Genomic DNA, 16,295 nt, shown 5'->3' on the forward strand with positions numbered 1-16,295 from the left:
CCCCACCCCGTCGCCTCATCGAGGAACTAGGAGCCACCTTGACCATCCGCGTGATGCTGGTCGACGACCAGGAGCTGCTGCGCACCGGATTCCGGATGATCCTGCAGTCGCAGGGTGACATCGAGATCGCCGCCGAGGCCGGGGACGGCGCCCAGGCCCTGGAGAAGCTCCGGCACACGGCGGTGGACGTGATCCTGATGGACGTCCGGATGCCGCGGCTGGACGGCGTGCAGGCGACCCGCCGGATCTGCCTGGCGGAGGACGGCAGCCCGCTGCCGGACGCCCCGCACGTGCTCATCCTCACCACCTTCGACCTCGACGAGTACGCCTTCGCCGCGCTCAAGGCGGGCGCCAGCGGCTTCCTGCTCAAGGACGTGCCGCCGACCGAGCTGGTGGCGGCGATCCGCGCGGTGCACGGCGGGGACGCCGTGGTCGCCCCGACCACCACCCGCCGCATGATCGACCGGTTCGCCGAGGTGCTGCCGACCCCGCAGAGCGGACCGGGCAGGGACACCCTGGGTCCGCTCACCGAGCGCGAGCGCGAGGTGTTCCTGCTGGTCGCGCAGGGCCTCTCGAACGGGGAGATCGCGGCCCGGCTGGTCCTCTCGGAGGCCACCGTGAAGACCCACGTCGGCCGGATCCTGGCCAAGCTCGGCCTGCGGGACCGGGTGCAGGCGGTGGTCCTCGCGTACGAGGCGGGCCTGATCCGGGCCGGCGCCACGGACTGACCGCGCCGACCACCCGCGCCGACCGACCGCGCCACCCGCACCGACCGACCGGTCGGACCGGGACCGCCCCGACCGGGACCTCCCCGCCGCCCGTAGAATGGGCCGGTACGTCCGGTACCCGAGGAGGACCGGAACGGAGAGTGAGGACCAGGGCCGAGCCGTGAGCACGTCCGACAGCGCCTTCCCCGACGAATCCGCCGCGTTCGCGCCCCTCGCCGACGGCTTCGGCGACCCGGCCGACCCCGGCAACCGCCCCGCCCGGCTGGCCGTCGGCGTGGTCGGCACCGGCCGGGTCGGCCCCGCGCTCGGCGCCGCCCTGCAGCTCGCCGGCCACAAGGTGGTCGCCGCGTCCGGCGTCTCCGCCGCCTCCCGGCGCCGCGCCGAGACGCTGCTGCCCGGCGTGCGGATCGTCTCCCCGCCGCAGGTGCTGGCCGCCGCCGACCTCGTCCTGCTCACCGTCCCCGACGACGCACTGGCCGACCTGGTGGCCGGCCTCGCCTCCACCGGCGCCGTCCGCCCCGGCCAGCTGCTGGTGCACACCTCCGGCGCGCACGGCGTGGCCGTGCTGGAGCCGGCCACCCGGGCGGGCGCGCTGCCGCTCGCGCTGCACCCCGCGATGACCTTCACCGGCACCTCCGTCGACCTGGCCCGGCTGGCCGGCTGCCCGTTCGGGGTGACCGCCCCCGAGGAGCTGCGCCCGGTCGCCGAGGCCCTGGTGGTGGAGATGGGCGGCGAACCCGAGTGGGTGCCCGAGGGCGTCCGGGCGATCTACCACACGGCCCTCGCGCACGGTGCCAACCACCTGGTCACCCTGGTCGCGCAGGCCCTCGAACTGCTCCGCACGGCCGGCGTCGCCGAGCCCGGCCGGATGCTCGGCCCGCTGCTCGGCGCCGCCCTCGACAACTCCCTGCGCTCCGGTGACGCGGCCCTGACCGGCCCGGTCGCCAGGGGCGACACCGGCACCGTACGGCGCCACCTGGCGCAGCTCAGTACGGTGTCCCCGGACATCCCGGCCGCGTACCGGGCGATGGCCCGCGCCACCGCCCAGCGGGCACTCGCGCACGGGACGATCGACGAAGCGTCGGCGGCGTCGCTGCTGGACGTACTGAACGAGGAGAACCAGTAATGGCACGCGGCAAGCAGCCGGGCAAGGTCCAGCGCGCCCCCAAGGTCCACCGGGCCGTGGTCACGCACACCGTCGACGAGTTCGAGGCCGCGTTCTGGCCGGACGAGCAGCCGGTCGACAACGCGGTCGTGATGACCATGGGCGCCCTGCACGAGGGCCACGCCGCGCTCGTCCGCGCCGCCCGCCGGCAGGTCGGCCGGGACGGCCGGGTCGCCGTCACGGTCTTCGTCAACCCGCTGCAGTTCGGCGCCGGCGAGGACCTGGAGCGCTACCCGCGCACCCTGGACGAGGACGTGAAGCTCGCCGAGGCGAACGGCGCCGACGTGGTCTTCGCGCCGTCCGTCGACGAGGTCTACCCGAACGGCGAGCCGCAGGTGCGGCTGACCGCAGGTCCGATGGGCGAGCGCTACGAGGGCGCCACCCGCCCCGGCCACTTCGACGGGATGCTGACCGTCGTCGCCAAGCTGCTGCACATCACCGACCCGGACTTCGCGTTCTTCGGCGAGAAGGACGCCCAGCAGCTGGCGATCGTCCGGCGGATGGTGGCCGACCTCGACTTCGACGTCGAGGTGGTCGGCGTGCCGACCGTCCGCGAGGAGGACGGCCTGGCGCTGTCCTCCCGCAACCGCTTCCTCTCCGCCGGGGAGCGCGAGCAGGCGCTCGCCCTCTCCAAGGCGCTGTTCGCCGGCCGCGACGTCGCCGCGCAGGGCCCGAAGGCCGTGCGCGAGGCGGCCTCGGCCGTGCTCGACGCCGCCGACGGCGTCGAGCCCGACTACCTCGCCCTGCTCGACCCGCTCTCCTTCACCGAGGCGCCGGACGACTTCCAGGGCGAGGCGGTGCTGGCCGTCGCCGCGAAGGTGGGCCCGACCCGCCTGATCGACAACGTCCACGTCATCTGCCGCTGAGACGGTTCCCCCCGGTCCGCCCCTGGGCGGATCGGCGACTTTCCCGCAGAATCGTCCGGCAGCTGCAAACCCTCAGGCATGCACTCACAGGAGGCGTGACCACATGCTCCGCACCATGCTCAAGTCCAAGATCCACCGGGCCACCGTGACCCAGGCCGACCTGCACTACGTCGGCTCGGTCACGGTGGACGAGGACCTGCTCGACGCCGCCGACCTGCTCCCGGGCGAGCTGGTCCACATCGTCGACATCAACAACGGCGCCCGGCTGGAGACCTACACCATCGCCGGCCCGCGCGGCTCCGGCGTGATCGGCATCAACGGCGCCGCCGCCCGCCTCGTCCACCCCGGTGACCTGGTCATCCTCATCGCCTACGGGCAGATGGACACCGCCGAGGCCAAGGGCTACGTCCCCAGGGTCGTCTTCGTCGACGACCGCAACCGGGTCACCGGTCTGGGCGGCGACCCGGCCGAGGCCGGGGAGGGCACCGGGCTGGTCCGCGGCGACCGGGTGGCGGCCCCGCCCGCCGCCGGGGGAGCGTACGGTGACGGCAACAGCGCGGCCCCGACCGCGCGCTGAAGGAGCCACTGAAGCCATGTCCGCCACGCACCGCCTCGTCGCCCCCGCGCCCGGCTGGACCACCACGACCGACGTCGTGGTGGTCGGCTCCGGCGTGGCCGGGCTCACCGTCGCCCTCAACGCCCGCAAGGCCGGCCTGCGGGCCCTGGTGGTCACCAAGGCGATGCTGGACGACGGCTCCACCCGCTGGGCCCAGGGGGGCATAGCCGCCGCCCTGGGCGAGGGCGACACCCCCGAACAGCACCTCGAAGACACCCTGGTGGCCGGCGCCGGCCTCTGCGACGAGGACGCCGTCCGCACCCTGGTCACCGAGGGCCCGGACGCCGTCCGCCGGCTGATCGCGGTCGGCGCCGCGTTCGACCGGGGCGAGGACGGCGAGATCCTGCTCACCCGCGAGGGCGGCCACCACCGGCGCCGGATCGCCCACGCCGGCGGGGACGCCACCGGCGCCGAGATATCGCGCGCCCTGGTCACCGCCGTCCGCGAGGACACCGGCATCGAGCTGATCGAGCACGCCCTCGTCCTCGACCTGCTCACCGACGCCGACGGCCACGCCGCCGGCCTCACCCTGCACGTGATGGGCGAGGGCCAGCGGGACGGCGTCGGCGCCGTCCTGGCCCGCGCGGTGGTGCTCGCCACCGGCGGCATGGGCCAGGTCTTCTCGGCCACCACCAACCCGGCGGTCTCCACCGGCGACGGCGTGGCGCTCGCGCTGCGGGCCGGCGCCGAGGTCACCGACCTGGAGTTCGTCCAGTTCCACCCGACCGTGCTCTGGCTCGGCCCGGAGGCCGAGGGCCAGCAGCCCCTGGTCTCGGAGGCCGTCCGCGGCGAGGGCGCCCACCTGGTCGACGGCACCGGCACCCGGTTCATGCTCGGACGGCACGAACTGGCCGAACTGGCCCCGCGCGACATCGTCGCCAAGGCCATCACCCGGCAGATGCAGCTCCACGGCACCGAGCACATGTACCTGGACGGGCGGCACTTCGGCGCCGCCATGTGGGAGCAGCGGTTCCCGACCATCCTGGCCTCCTGCCGGGCGCACGGCATCGACCCGGTCACCGAGCCGATCCCGGTCGCCCCGGCCGCGCACTACGCCTCCGGCGGCATCCGCACCGACGAGCACGGCCGGACCACCGTCCCCGGCCTGTACGCCTGCGGCGAGGTCGCCTGCACCGGCGTGCACGGGGCCAACCGGCTCGCGTCCAACTCGCTGCTGGAGGGCCTGGTCTTCGCCGAGCGGATCGCCGCCGACCTGGCCGCGCGGCACGCGGCCGGCGACCTGACCGAGCGGCCGGTGGACGTGGCCGCGGCCCGGGCCGCCCGCCCGGTGCCGCTGCCCGCCCCCGAGGCGCGCGCCGAGATCCAGCGGCTGATGTCGCGCGGCGCGGGCGTGCTGCGCTCGGCCTCCTCGATGGCCGCCACCACGGCCGGGCTGGCGCTGCTCGCCGAGCAGGCGCTCACCCACGTCGCCGAGGAGAAGCCGGCCGACCCCCGGGTGGAGACCTGGGAGGCCGCCAACCTGCTCCTGGTCGCCAGCGCCCTGGTCACCGCCGCCACCCAGCGCGCCGAGACCCGCGGCTGCCACTGGCGCGAGGACTTCCCGGAACGGGACGACGCGCACTGGCGACGCCACCTGATCACCACCCTCACCACCTCCGGCGACCTTGTCAGCACCCCCGAGGAGCAGTAACACCATGACCGACACGACCCACACGCACGAGGAACTCCCGATGGCCGACGGCTGCGGCGACGGCTGCGCCTGCGGGGACGGCGAGGGCTACGAGACCGGCCTGGACCCGCAGCTCGCCGAGCTGCTGGAGGAGGCCGGCCTGGACCCGGTCGAGGTCGAGGACATCGCCACCCTCGCGCTGGCCGAGGACCTCGCCGGCGGCGAGGACGTCACCTCGGTCGCCACCGTGCCGGCCGACGCCGTCGCCACCGCCGACTTCACCGCGCGCCAGGCCGGCGTGGTGGCCGGCCTGCGGATCGCCGAGGCGGTCCTCTCGCTGGTCTGCGAGGAGGAGTTCGAGGTCGAGCGGCACGTCCAGGACGGCGACCGGGTCGAGGCCGGCCAGGTGCTGCTCTCGGTCCGCTCCCGCACCCGGGACCTGCTGACCGCCGAGCGCAGCGCGCTCAACCTGCTCTGCCACCTGTCCGGCATCGCGACCGCCACCCGGGCCTGGTCGGACGTCCTGGAGGGCACCGGAGCGGTGGTCCGCGACACCCGCAAGACCACCCCGGGCCTGCGCGCGCTGGAGAAGTTCGCGGTCCGCTGCGGCGGCGGCGCCAACCACCGGATGGCGCTCTCCGACGCGGCCCTGGTCAAGGACAACCACGTGATCGCGGCCGGCGGCGTCGCCGAGGCCTTCCTGGCCGTCCGGGCCGCCTACCCCGAGCTGCCGGTCGAGGTCGAGGTCGACACCCTGGAGCAGATCCCGCCGGTGCTGGACGCCGGGGCGGACCTGATCCTGCTGGACAACTTCACCGTCGCCCAGCTGACCGAGGCCGTCGCGCTGGTGGCGGGCCGGGCCCGGCTGGAGGCGTCCGGCGGACTGACCCTGGCCACCGCGCGCGAGGTCGCCCAGACTGGTGTCGACTACCTGGCGGTGGGGGCGCTCACCCACTCCTCCCCGATCCTGGACATCGGACTGGACCTGCGCGCCTGACCCGCCCGCCGCTCCGACCGCCCCGTGATCTGCCCGGCCCCTGATCTGCTCGGCCCCTGATCCGCCCGTCCGCTGATCCTCGACGCAGAAAGCACCCCATGCTGCTCACCATCGACGTCGGCAACACCCAGACCACCCTCGGCCTGTTCGGCGGCGAGGAAGTGGTCGAGACCTGGCGGATCTCCACCGATCCGCGCCGTTCGGCCGACGAGCTGGCGGTGCTGCTGCACGGGCTGATGGGCTCGCACACGGCGATCGCCGACGCGACGGTCGAGGGCCTGGCGATCTGCTCGTCCGTCCCCTCCGTGCTCCACGAGTTCCGCGAGGTGACGCGCCGGTACTACGGCGACGTCCCCGCGGTGATCGTGGAGCCGGGGGTGAAGACGGGGGTGCACGTCCTGATGGACAACCCCAAGGAGGTCGGCGCCGACCGGATCGTCAACGCGCTGGCCGCCAACCACCTCTACGGCGGCCCGTGCATCGTGGTCGACTTCGGCACCGCCACCACCTTCGACGCGGTCAACGCCCGCGGCGACTACGTCGGCGGTGCGATCGCCCCCGGCATCGAGATCTCGGTCGAGGCGCTCGGCAACCGCGGCGCCCTGCTCCGCAAGATCGAGCTGACCCGCCCGCGCAACGTGATCGGCAAGAACACCGTCGAGGGCATGCAGTCCGGCATCCTCTACGGCTTCGCCGGCCAGGTCGACGGCCTGGTCGACCGGATGGCCCGGGAGCTCTCCAAGGACCCGGACGACGTCCAGGTGATCGCCACCGGCGGCCTGGCCCCCCTGGTCCTCGGCGAGGCCGGCTCGATCGACGTCCACGAGCCCTGGCTGACCCTGATCGGCCTCCGGCTCGTCTTCGAACGCAACCGCCCGGCCGCCTGACCGTCGCGAACCCCCCACCCCCGCACCGCACCTGACGGCGCGTCCGGACCTCCGGGCGCGCCGTCGCCGCGCGGCGGCACTGTGACGGACGTCACACGTGAACGAAGGGGACATTCACCCACGGTTCACCCGCCGCCACCCAGAGCCACCGTGCACGCAGGGGCACGGGGCGCGGCACCCCGTGCTAATTTTCACGCCACGGGGCCCCGGGCACCCGTCCCTCCCGACCGGAGGGACCGCACGCTCTGGGGGGAAGATGCATGGATCAGGCACGGCCATCGACACGGTTCTGGACGACCTCCGCACGTCGGCGTCCCGGATCGGCAGTCTGAGCGGGCGCCAGGAGGAGGTCCTCCGGCTACTCGTCCTGGACCTCTCCAACCGCGAGGTCGCCGACCGCCTGGGAATCACCGAGCGCACCGTCAAGGCCCACGTCGCCGCCCTGATGGACCGCCTCGGGGTGGACTCGCGACTGCGCCTGGCCATGGTCGCGCTCTTCCACCGGCTGTCGGACTGTCCTTGCGGACAATGGTCGTGACTCGAACGATCACCTAGATTCAAGGCAGCCGGGGGTTCTTCGCGCACTTCCCCGGCAGCTCTTGGGGGGGAGCAGGTGCGCTCCTCTCCTTCGCGGTCCCGTCGGCGCGACGCCGACGGGCGGTCCGAAGGAATCTTCCGATGAAGCTCAAGCGAACCACCGCCGCGGGCGCGGTCGCGCTCGCCGTCGCGGGCGCCGGTCTGGCGGCCGCCCCGCAGGCCTCCGCGACGTCCATCGACTGCCACAGGTACAGCGCCTGCCTGTACTACAACTCCAGCTCGCACGGCTACGGCGCCTACTTCGAGCAGACCTACGACATCCCCAACTACACCCCGGCGAACCAGGTTCCCTACAAGTTCGGCCCCGGTGCCTTCGGCAGCAGCGGAGCCGGGGTGAACGTCAAGAACCACGCCGCCTACGTCGACAACTGGCACCCGTACTCGTCCTTCACCGTGTACGAGTTCAGCGCGGGCGGCGGCAGCGGCCGGGTCGACTGGATCGCCGCCTACGGCGACGCGGACCTGACGGTCACCCACGACAACAACGCCGCAGGCAAGTTCACCGGCTGACCCGCTCCGGCCGGCCGCGGGGCGCCCCGCGGCCGGCCGGAACCTCCCGACTCCTGGAGACCGGTACCACGCCATGACCCCGTCCCGCCCGGCCGTCCCGCCCCCGACGAGGCTGCTCCTCGCGGGGGCCGCACTGCTGCTCGCCACCGCCTGCACCGGCGGCCCACCCGGCGGGGGCGGTGACGGAGCGACACCCGCCGCCGCCCCGGCCGTCTCCTCGACGCCGAAGATCACCACGGCGGCCGACCGGTCGCTGCCGATCGACCCGTACCTGCTGAGCTACGAGCAGCGCGACCAGCTGGAGCGGGCCCACGCCGTGCTGCTGAGCCGCTGCATGGCCCGGTTCGGCATCGACTACCGGGCGCAGCCGCAGATCCCCTCCGGCAACCGGCCCCGGAGCCGCACCGACCGGCGGTACCTGGAGTCGGACGCCGCGACGGCGCAGGCCTACGGCTACCACGCCGAGGAGGGCGACCGGCCGGTCCCGCCCCCCGCCCAGCCCCAGCTGTCCGGTGCCGCGAACATGGTGCTGAGCGGCACCGCGGACGCCGGCGGCAAAACCGGTCCCGGCGGGCAGGACTACAACGGCTCGAAGGTCCCGAACGGCGGCTGCATCGGCGAGGCCAAGGAGAAGCTGGGCGCCGACGCGTCCAACAGCGGCGGGGGCGACGCCCAGCTCGCCCGGGACATCGACGCCTCCGCCCGCGGGAGGTCGAAGACCGACGACCGCGTCACCGGCACCTTCAGGGCCTGGTCCGACTGCATGAAGGGCAGGGGCTTCGACTACCCGGACCCGATCAAGGTCCTGGACGACCCGCGCTGGGCCTCCGCCGCACCCACCGACGTCGAGCGCAACACGGCGGTGGCCGACGTCGCCTGCAAGGAGCAGGCCAACGTGGTCGGCGTCTGGTTCTCCGTCGAGGCGGCGTACGAGTCCCAGCTCATCGAGCAGAACGCCCCGGCCCTCGCCCGGATCCGCAAGGACAACGAGGACCGGCTCCGGGCCGCCGCCCAGGCCCTCGCCTCCTGAGGTGCGATCCGGGCCGGGGGCGGCCCGGACGGGAGTCCGGGAAGGCCGTCGGCTCGGCCGGCCACCGGGGGTGCGGTTCCGGGTGCGCTCGCAGGCGGGGCGGCGGCCGGTCGGGCGGAACGCCCAGGTCCTGGCGGAGGCCGCCGGCGCCGAACGGCGCAGCGCCCGGGCGGCACCCCGGGAAGTGGCCGGGGCGAACTGAGGGACCGGCCTGACGGGGAGTCAGCCGGTCTGTATATGTGGATGGTTGGTTCAGCCGACCGGAGCGGGGTGGGGCGTGGTGGAGTTCGAGGGGTCGGACGTGACACCGGGGACGGCCGACGGCAGGGCGGCCGGCGACACGGTGGCCGGCGACCGGGGGATCCGGCGCCGGCGGCGGTTGCTGCTGGCGGTCGTGACGGCGGCGGTGGCGCTCGCCGGGGGCGGGCTGGCGGCCTCGACGGTGATCAAGTCGCCGGCGCAGGCGGCGGCGGAGAGCGAACCGCCGCCGCCCGACGTGCTGACGGCCGCCGTGGAGAATCGGGTGCTGACCGACTCGGTGGTGGTCCGGGGCCAGGTGAGCGCCGGGCAGGCGGTGGACGTGGCCCCGGCCGGGGGCGGCGGGACCGGCGCGGGGAAGCCGGTGGTGACCAAGCTGCCGGTGAAGGCCGGCGACCAGGTGCAGGCCGGGCAGTCGGTGCTGGAGGTGGCGGGGCGCCCGGTGTTCGCGCTGAAGGGCGACCTGCCCGTCTACCGGGACCTCAAGCCGGGGGCCACCGGCCAGGACGTGAAGCAGCTGCGGCAGGCGCTCAAGGAGCTGGGGTTCGGCTCCGACGGGGACGAGGAGGCCGCGTTCGGCGCGGCCACCAAGGCGGCGGTCCAGGCCTTCTACGCGGCGCGCGGCTACGACCCGCTGCCCGCGTCGGCGGACGGCGACGCCCAGCTGACCGCCGCCCAGGACGCGGTGACCGGCGGCGAGCGGGCGCTGGCGGACGCGAAGGACGCGCTGAAGGCGGCGAGGAAGCGGTTCGACGACGCGCAGGCCGCCCAGGCCCTCGCTCAGCAGCAGGCCCGGCAGCAGGCCACCGCCACCCCGTCCGCCGACCCGTCCGCGGCCGCTCCGTCCGCCGCCCCGTCCGCCGCCGGCCGTCCGGAGGTGCCCGGCACCGCCGCCGGGAGCGGCGCCCCGGCCGGCGAGACCCCGGTGGACGCGGCCCGCGCCGCGGTCGACACCGCGCAGAAGCAGGTGAACCGGGCCACCGAGGACGTGGCCAAGCTGCGCCGGAAGGTCACGGAGGTGAAGTCCGCGACCGGCCCGATGGTCCCGGCGGCCGAACTGCTCTTCCTCTCCGGCTTCCCGGCCCGGGTCGACTCCGTCACCGGCCGGATCGGCGGCGAGGTCACCGGCAGGGTGCTGACCGTCTCGGCCGGCGCGCTGGTGGTCAAGGGCAGTCTGGGCATCTCCGACAAGGGACTGGTCCACCCGGGCCAGGCGGTGGAGATCCTCTCCGAGCTGACCGGCACCAAGGCCGCCGCCAAGGTCTCCGCGGTGGCCGACTCCCCCGGTGACGGCCAGCCTGCCGGCGCCCCGGCCGGCGGCGCCCCGGGCACGGCCGGGCAGAACGCGGCCGGCGTCCAGGGCGGCAGCCCGGGCGGCTACCAGCTGGTGGTCGAGCCGGACGCCCCGCTGGATCCGCGGCTGGCCGGCCAGGACGTCCGGCTGACCGTCCAGGCGGCCTCCTCGGCCGGGCCGGTGCTGGTCGTCCCGCTGTCGGCGGTCTCCGCGACGGCGGACGGCAGGACGGTGGTGACGGTGTACGAGAACGGGCGGCGCCGCCGGGTGGAGGTGACCCCGGGCACGGTCGGCGGCGGCAGCGCGGAGGTCCGGCCGCTGGCCGGGGGCTCGCTGGAACCGGGCGCCCGGGTGATCGTCGGCGTCAAGGACGCCACCGGCCGGGTGGGTGCCGGGTGACCTCCCCCGTCATCGAGTTCCGCCAGGTCGGGCTGACCTACCCGGGTCCGCCGCCGGTGGCCGCGTTCAAGCCCTGCGACCTGGTCGTCCGCCCCGGCGAGTACGTCACCGTGACCGGCCCGTCCGGCTCCGGGAAGTCGACCTTCCTCAACATCGCCGGACTGCTGGACTCCCCGACCAGTGGCCGCTACCTGCTGGACGGGATCGACACCGGCACCCTCCCGGACGGCGACCGGACGGCGCTGCGCGGGCGCCGGATCGGCTTCGTCTTCCAGTCCTTCCACCTGCTGCCGCACCGTTCGGCGGCCGAGAACGTCGCCCTCGCGATGCTCTACACGCCGTCCCGGGGCCTGCGCGGCGCGGCCGAGCGGCGCGAGCGGGCGAGGGCGGCGCTGGTCCGGGTCGGCCTCGGCCACCGGCTGGACGCGCTGCCGACCAGGCTCTCCGGCGGTGAGCGCCAGCGCGTGGCGATCGCCCGGGCGCTGGTCGGCCGGCCCTCCCTGCTGCTCTGCGACGAGCCGACCGGCAACCTGGACACCGCCACCGCCGAGTCGATCCTCGCCCTGCTGGACGAGCTGCACGGCCAGGGCCTGACCGTCCTGCTGATCACCCACGACCCGCAGGTGGCCGCCCGCGGCCGGCGGACGGTGGCGATCCGGGACGGCGTCCTGCGGGAGGTGGTCGCGGCATGAGGCCGCCCCGCCGCCGTCCCCGCGTGGTCGAGCCGTCCCGGCTGCCGCTGCGCGACCTGCTCGCCGAGGCGCTGGCCGGGGTGCTCCAGCGGCCGGCCCGCTCCGCGCTGACCGGTCTCGGCACCGTCCTCGGGGTGGGCGCCTTCGTGGCCGTCCTCGGGCTGACCGCCACCGCCTCCTCGCAGATCGACTCCCGGTTCAGCGTGCTGAGCGCGACCGAGGTGAGCGTCGAGGACACCGGGGGCGCCAGGCCGGAGCTGGTGAAGCTCGCGTTCCCGGCCGACGCCGACGCCCGGATCCAGCGGCTGAACGGGGTCGAGGCGGCCGGGGTCTACTGGCCGGTGAGCCGGGCCGGCGGAACGGTCCGGGCCGCGCCGGTGGGCCGGCAGGCGGGCGGCGAGCAGGTGTCGGTGGTGGCCGCCTCGGCCGGGGTGCTCGCCGCGGCCGAGCCGCACCTGCTGCAGGGCCGCACCTTCGACAGCTGGCACGACTCCACCGGCCGGCAGGTGGCGGTGATCGGCGCGGCCCTGGCGGCCCGGCTGGGCATCACCACGCTGGACACCCAGCCGGCGGTCTTCCTGGACGACAGGCCGTTCACGGTGATCGGGATCGTGGACGACGTGAAGCGCAAGGCGGACCTGCTGCTCTCGGTCACCGTGCCGCGCGGGGCCGCCGCCCGGCTCTGGGGCGAGCCGGACCGGGACCGGGCGAAGATGATCATCTCGACCAGGATCGGCGCCGCCCGGCAGATCGCCGACGAGGTCCCGCTCGCGCTGGACCCGACCCATCCCGAGTACTTCAAGCCCGTCCCGCCGCCGGACCCGCGCACGCTCCGCTCCGGCGTGACCTCCGACCTCGACCAGCTCTTCCTGCTGCTGGCCGGCATCTGCCTGGTGATCGGCGCGGTCGGGATCGCCAACACCACCCTGGTCGCCGTCCTGGAGCGGACCGGTGAGATCGGGCTGCGGCGGGCGCTGGGCGCCCGGGGCCGCCACATCACCGGGCAGTTCCTCTCCGAGTCGGCGTCGCTCGGGCTGATCGGCGGCCTGGTGGGCACCTCGCTGGGGGTGCTCACGGTGCTCGGGGTGGCGGTGGCCCGCGACTGGACGCCGGTGGTCGACCCGGTGACGGTGGCGGCCGCGCCGGTGATCGGCCTGCTCACCGGGCTGCTGGCCGGGGTCTACCCGGCCTGGCGGGCCGCCCGGATCCAGCCCGCGGAGGCACTGCGCCGCTGAACGGACGGCCCCGCGGAGACCCCGCGGACACCCCCCGGACGGCCGCCGGAGCCGTTCGCGGGGGCCACCGGGGGCCCCGGCGAGCTCCTCGCGGGCCAAACGTGGGGGATCGGCGCGACACTACCGACAAATCGGATATTCCTCACGTAGTGTCAGCCCATGCCTACGCCACACGGATCGCGCGGCGGCATGGCCTTCAGCGCCGACGAAGTCCGCGTGCTGCGCCGCGCCCTCGCCCAAGCCCTGCACCCCGCCGTCCCCGTCCACCTCCAGGGGCCCGACCGGACGCCGTTCCCCGGAGCGGGCGCCGAACTGTGGGCGGAGGACGTCCAGGACGCGCTGCGCCTGACCGAGGCGATCGACGAGGCCGTCCAGGAAGGCGGCCGACTGCGCGCCTTCCTCCTCGCCGACCTCGGCCGCTACCGGGCGGCCCTGCCCGGCAGCGCCGGGGGCTACCTGGAACGGCTGGAGGAGGCGGTGACCGACGGCTACCTCCCCGGGCCGGAGGACCTCACCGCCCTCCGCGGGCTGACCCGCCAGCCGTGCGGCCAGCACGAGCGGTCCCGCCGCTCGCGGCTGGCCGGGCGCTGCCACGCACTGGCCGAGGCCGCCGTCCGCGAACGGCTCGCCCTCACCACCGGCCAGCGCCACCTCGTCGCCGTACCGAGCCCCGCCGCACCCCCGAGCAGTCTCCCCACCCCTCTTGGAGGACGGATCCCGATGAGCAGCACCGAGCCCGCCGCCGAGCAGCCCGCCGCCCGCAAGGGCGCCCAGCGGAGCCCCCAGGGCCAGCAGGCCCCCCGGCCGCACCGGATGCCCACCCCGGCCGAGCTGTTCGGCCGCCGTCCCAAGCCCCCGGCCCACCCGGACCACGCCGCCCAGCCGCCCGCGCCGGAGGACCTGGAGGACCTGGAGCTGGCCACCGGCACCGGCTGACCGACCGCCGCCGCACCCCGGGGGAGGCCGCTTCGGCGCGCCTCCCCCGTCCACGTGCCGACGGTGCCGCGCCGCTGCGGGAGCGCCCCGGCCACCGCCACCGGCGTCGCGGCGGCCGCGCGGGACCGGGCGGCGGGGCACCCGCGGTCCGTCCGGCCCCGCGCGGCACGGCAATCCCGTGGCGGAGCACCGTCCCGGGCTGGCTACCCTGGTGGGGTGAGCGATCAGAGCCCAATCCCCGCGACCGACGACCTTCCGGAGCAGATGCGCGTCCGGCGCGAGAAGCTGGACCGGCTCCGGGCCGCCGGCATCGACCCGTACCCGGTCGGCTTCCCCCGCACCAGCACCATCGCCGACCTCCGGGAGAAGCACCCGGACCTCGCCCCGGACACCGCGACCGGCGAGCGGGCCGGCATCACCGGCCGGGTGATCCTCTCCCGCACCGGCGGCAAGCTCTGCTTCGCCACCCTGCGCGACGGCTCCGGCGACCTCCAGGTGATGCTCTCCCTGGACAAGCTCGGCGAGGAGCGGCTGGCCGCCTGGAAGACCGACATCGACCTCGGCGACCAGGTCGGCGTCGAGGGCGAGGTGATCACCTCCCGCCGCGGCGAGCTGTCGGTGATGGTGGACCGCTGGGAGCTCACCGCCAAGTGCCTGCGCCCGCTGCCGGACAAGCACAAGGGCCTGACCGACCCCGAGGCCCGGGTCCGCCAGCGGTACGTCGACCTGATCGTCAACCCCGAGGCCCGCGAGATCCTGCACCTGCGGTCCAAGGTGGTCCGGTCGATCCGCCGCACCTACGAGGAGCGCGGCTACATCGAGGTCGAGACCCCGATGCTGCAGCCGGTGCACGGCGGCGCCAACGCGCGTCCGTTCAAGACGCACATCAACGCGTACGACATCGACCTCTACATGCGGATCGCTCCCGAGCTGTACCTCAAGCGGCTGGTGGTCGGCGGCGCGGAGAAGGTCTTCGAGATCAACCGCAACTTCCGCAACGAGGGCGCGGACTCCACCCACAACCCCGAGTTCACCTCGCTGGAGTCGTACGAGGCCTACGGCGACTACGACACCCAGGCCGAGCTGATCCGGGCCACCATCGTCAACGCCGCCCGGGACGCGCTGGGCACCACGGTGATCCGGGGCCTGGACCCGCACGGCGTGGAGCACGAGATCGACCTGGCCGAGCCGTGGGAGGAGGTCGGCGTCTACCCGGGCATCTCCGCCCGGCTCGGCGCCGAGGTCACCCCGGAGACCTCCGTCGAGGAGCTCCGCAAGCTGGCGGCCGAGCACGGCATCCCCTTCGAGAAGGAGTGGGGCCACGGCCAGATCGTGCTGGAGATGGTCGAGCGCCTGCTGGAGGAGAACGCCGTCCGGCCGACCTTCATCAAGGACTACCCGACCGAGGTCTCGCCGCTCACCCGGCAGCACCGCTCCGTCCCGGGCGTGGCCGAGAAGTGGGACCTGGTGATCTTCGGCACCGAGATCGGCACCGCCTACTCCGAGCTGATCGACCCGGTCGAGCAGCGCGCCCGCCTCACCGCGCAGTCCCTGCTCGCGGCCGGCGGCGACGTCGAGGCGATGCAGGTCGACGAGGACTTCCTGCGGGCCCTGGAGTACGCGATGCCGCCGACCGGCGGCCTCGGTCTCGGCGTGGACCGCCTGATCATGCTGCTCACCGGCAAGAACATCCGGGAGACCGTGCTCTTCCCGCTGGTGAAGCCGGAACCCAAGGCGTCCGCCGCCACCGCGGCGGAGAAGACCGAGGAGGAGTGACCTGATGGACTACGTCAGCGCTATCGTCCCGCCGCTGGTCATGGCGATCGGCTTCGGCTTCCTGGTGCGGGCCATCATCCGCAGCCAGGGCGGGGCCCAGAAGGCCAAGGAGGACGTGGCCGACTGACGCCCGCCGACGGCACGCCGCGCCGCCATTCCCGATTCCGGGGGTGGCGGCGCGCCGGTTTGGCGGCACTTCACAAGATTTGCCCCATTCACTCCCTATCCTGGCCGCACTATGGTCCGGCAACTCGGCGAACTTGAGAACGCCATCATGACCCGGGTGTGGCAGTGGAACCGACCGGTCACGGTTCGCGAGGTTCTCCTGGATCTGCGGTCGGAACGCGAAATCGCCTACACCACGGTGATGACGGTCCTGGACAAGCTCCACAGAAAGGGCTGGCTCCGCCGCGAGCGGGCCGGGCGGGCCTATCGATATGAACCGGTCTCGTCCCGCGAGGCGTACACCGCCGCCCTCATGAACGACGCCTGGGCCACCAGTGACAATCCCGCCGCGGCCCTGGTGCACTTCTTCGGCCTGATGTCACCGGAGCAACGCGAGGCACTCCGCGACGCGTTGCGGGTCGCGGCACTGTTCCCGCCCGATCCGGTGGGCCCGGATTCCGCGGGGTCGGGCCCCGATACCGGGGAGACCGCACCGGGGCCGGCACGATAACGT

The 16,295-nt window shown here is 74.6% G+C and carries 17 protein-coding genes; all 17 read left to right on the forward strand.

The window, feature by feature from the left end; all coding sequences use genetic code 11:
• Positions 1–38: 38 nt before the first annotated feature.
• The 17 genes from OG550_RS16350 to OG550_RS16430 all read left to right on the forward strand — a co-directional run bounded on the left by OG550_RS16350 (position 39) and on the right by OG550_RS16430 (position 16,292).
• Positions 39–728, forward strand: coding sequence for a response regulator transcription factor (locus OG550_RS16350; protein WP_327678200.1), 690 nt, complete (start codon positions 39–41; stop codon positions 726–728).
• 160 nt (positions 729–888) lie between these two features.
• On the forward strand, positions 889–1,854 hold the full coding sequence (locus OG550_RS16355) for a Rossmann-like and DUF2520 domain-containing protein (protein ID WP_327678202.1): 966 nt from the start codon (positions 889–891) through the stop codon (positions 1,852–1,854).
• Complete coding sequence (panC, locus tag OG550_RS16360) at positions 1,854–2,759, forward strand: pantoate--beta-alanine ligase (RefSeq protein WP_327678203.1); 906 nt, start codon at positions 1,854–1,856, stop codon at positions 2,757–2,759. Before OG550_RS16355 ends, panC begins: the two co-directional genes overlap by 1 nt.
• Before the next feature lie 103 nt (positions 2,760–2,862).
• Complete coding sequence (panD, locus tag OG550_RS16365; RefSeq protein ID WP_327678205.1) at positions 2,863–3,336, forward strand: aspartate 1-decarboxylase; 474 nt, start codon at positions 2,863–2,865, stop codon at positions 3,334–3,336.
• A gap of 16 nt (positions 3,337–3,352) precedes the next feature.
• Complete coding sequence (locus OG550_RS16370; protein WP_327678207.1) at positions 3,353–5,026, forward strand: L-aspartate oxidase; 1,674 nt, start codon at positions 3,353–3,355, stop codon at positions 5,024–5,026.
• A gap of 4 nt (positions 5,027–5,030) precedes the next feature.
• Positions 5,031–6,002, forward strand: coding sequence for a carboxylating nicotinate-nucleotide diphosphorylase (gene nadC, locus OG550_RS16375; protein WP_327678209.1), 972 nt, complete (start codon positions 5,031–5,033; stop codon positions 6,000–6,002).
• Between the two features lie 98 nt (positions 6,003–6,100).
• Positions 6,101–6,889, forward strand: coding sequence for a type III pantothenate kinase (locus OG550_RS16380; protein WP_327678211.1), 789 nt, complete (start codon positions 6,101–6,103; stop codon positions 6,887–6,889).
• 256 nt (positions 6,890–7,145) lie between these two features.
• Positions 7,146–7,427 carry a LuxR C-terminal-related transcriptional regulator gene (locus OG550_RS16385; RefSeq protein ID WP_327678213.1) on the forward strand — a complete coding sequence of 94 codons (282 nt, stop codon included), beginning with the start codon at positions 7,146–7,148 and terminating at the stop codon, positions 7,425–7,427.
• Between the two features lie 140 nt (positions 7,428–7,567).
• The gene (locus OG550_RS16390; protein ID WP_327678216.1) at positions 7,568–7,996 is read left to right on the forward strand and encodes a hypothetical protein; all 429 of its coding nucleotides are present in this window, start codon (positions 7,568–7,570) and stop codon (positions 7,994–7,996) included.
• 73 nt (positions 7,997–8,069) lie between these two features.
• A complete protein-coding gene (locus tag OG550_RS16395) occupies positions 8,070–9,026 on the forward strand; it encodes a hypothetical protein (protein WP_327678218.1) in 957 nt (318 codons plus the stop codon).
• Between the two features lie 247 nt (positions 9,027–9,273).
• Positions 9,274–10,977 carry a peptidoglycan-binding protein gene (locus OG550_RS16400; protein WP_327678220.1) on the forward strand — a complete coding sequence of 568 codons (1,704 nt, stop codon included), beginning with the start codon at positions 9,274–9,276 and terminating at the stop codon, positions 10,975–10,977.
• A complete protein-coding gene (locus OG550_RS16405; RefSeq protein ID WP_327678222.1) occupies positions 10,974–11,669 on the forward strand; it encodes an ABC transporter ATP-binding protein in 696 nt (231 codons plus the stop codon). Before OG550_RS16400 ends, OG550_RS16405 begins: the two co-directional genes overlap by 4 nt.
• Positions 11,666–12,904: an ABC transporter permease gene (locus OG550_RS16410; RefSeq protein ID WP_327678224.1), complete on the forward strand. Its 1,239-nt coding sequence runs from the start codon at positions 11,666–11,668 to the stop codon at positions 12,902–12,904. Before OG550_RS16405 ends, OG550_RS16410 begins: the two co-directional genes overlap by 4 nt.
• A 159-nt stretch (positions 12,905–13,063) precedes the next feature.
• On the forward strand, positions 13,064–13,840 hold the full coding sequence (locus OG550_RS16415) for a hypothetical protein (protein ID WP_327678226.1): 777 nt from the start codon (positions 13,064–13,066) through the stop codon (positions 13,838–13,840).
• Between the two features lie 63 nt (positions 13,841–13,903).
• The gene (lysX, locus tag OG550_RS16420; protein WP_327683925.1) at positions 13,904–15,616 is read left to right on the forward strand and encodes a bifunctional lysylphosphatidylglycerol synthetase/lysine--tRNA ligase LysX; all 1,713 of its coding nucleotides are present in this window, start codon (positions 13,904–13,906) and stop codon (positions 15,614–15,616) included.
• A gap of 4 nt (positions 15,617–15,620) precedes the next feature.
• Positions 15,621–15,743: a hypothetical protein gene (locus OG550_RS16425; RefSeq protein ID WP_327678228.1), complete on the forward strand. Its 123-nt coding sequence runs from the start codon at positions 15,621–15,623 to the stop codon at positions 15,741–15,743.
• Positions 15,744–15,854: 111 nt separating this feature from the next.
• Entirely contained in the window at positions 15,855–16,292 is a 438-nt protein-coding gene (locus tag OG550_RS16430) for a BlaI/MecI/CopY family transcriptional regulator (protein ID WP_327678229.1), read from the forward strand.
• Positions 16,293–16,295: the final 3 nt, after the last annotated feature.

This window comes from Kitasatospora sp. NBC_00458, assembly GCF_036013975.1.
Taxonomy (GTDB): domain Bacteria; phylum Actinomycetota; class Actinomycetes; order Streptomycetales; family Streptomycetaceae; genus Kitasatospora.

Excerpts from the sequence above, each read along its gene's own strand:
- OG550_RS16425 (WP_327678228.1), top strand. The coding sequence starts at position 15,621 with ATGGACTACGTCAGCGCTATCGTCCCGCCGCTGGTCATGGCGATCGGC.
- panC (WP_327678203.1), top strand. The coding sequence starts at position 1,854 with ATGGCACGCGGCAAGCAGCCGGGCAAGGTCCAGCGCGCCCCCAAGGTC.
- nadC (WP_327678209.1), top strand. The coding sequence starts at position 5,031 with ATGACCGACACGACCCACACGCACGAGGAACTCCCGATGGCCGACGGC.
- OG550_RS16395 (WP_327678218.1), top strand. The coding sequence starts at position 8,070 with ATGACCCCGTCCCGCCCGGCCGTCCCGCCCCCGACGAGGCTGCTCCTC.
- OG550_RS16415 (WP_327678226.1), top strand. The coding sequence starts at position 13,064 with ATGCCTACGCCACACGGATCGCGCGGCGGCATGGCCTTCAGCGCCGAC.
- panD (WP_327678205.1), top strand. The coding sequence starts at position 2,863 with ATGCTCCGCACCATGCTCAAGTCCAAGATCCACCGGGCCACCGTGACC.
- OG550_RS16380 (WP_327678211.1), top strand. The coding sequence starts at position 6,101 with ATGCTGCTCACCATCGACGTCGGCAACACCCAGACCACCCTCGGCCTG.
- OG550_RS16430 (WP_327678229.1), top strand. The coding sequence starts at position 15,855 with ATGGTCCGGCAACTCGGCGAACTTGAGAACGCCATCATGACCCGGGTG.
- OG550_RS16410 (WP_327678224.1), top strand. The coding sequence starts at position 11,666 with ATGAGGCCGCCCCGCCGCCGTCCCCGCGTGGTCGAGCCGTCCCGGCTG.
- OG550_RS16390 (WP_327678216.1), top strand. The coding sequence starts at position 7,568 with ATGAAGCTCAAGCGAACCACCGCCGCGGGCGCGGTCGCGCTCGCCGTC.
- OG550_RS16385 (WP_327678213.1), top strand. The coding sequence starts at position 7,146 with ATGCATGGATCAGGCACGGCCATCGACACGGTTCTGGACGACCTCCGC.
- OG550_RS16370 (WP_327678207.1), top strand. The coding sequence starts at position 3,353 with ATGTCCGCCACGCACCGCCTCGTCGCCCCCGCGCCCGGCTGGACCACC.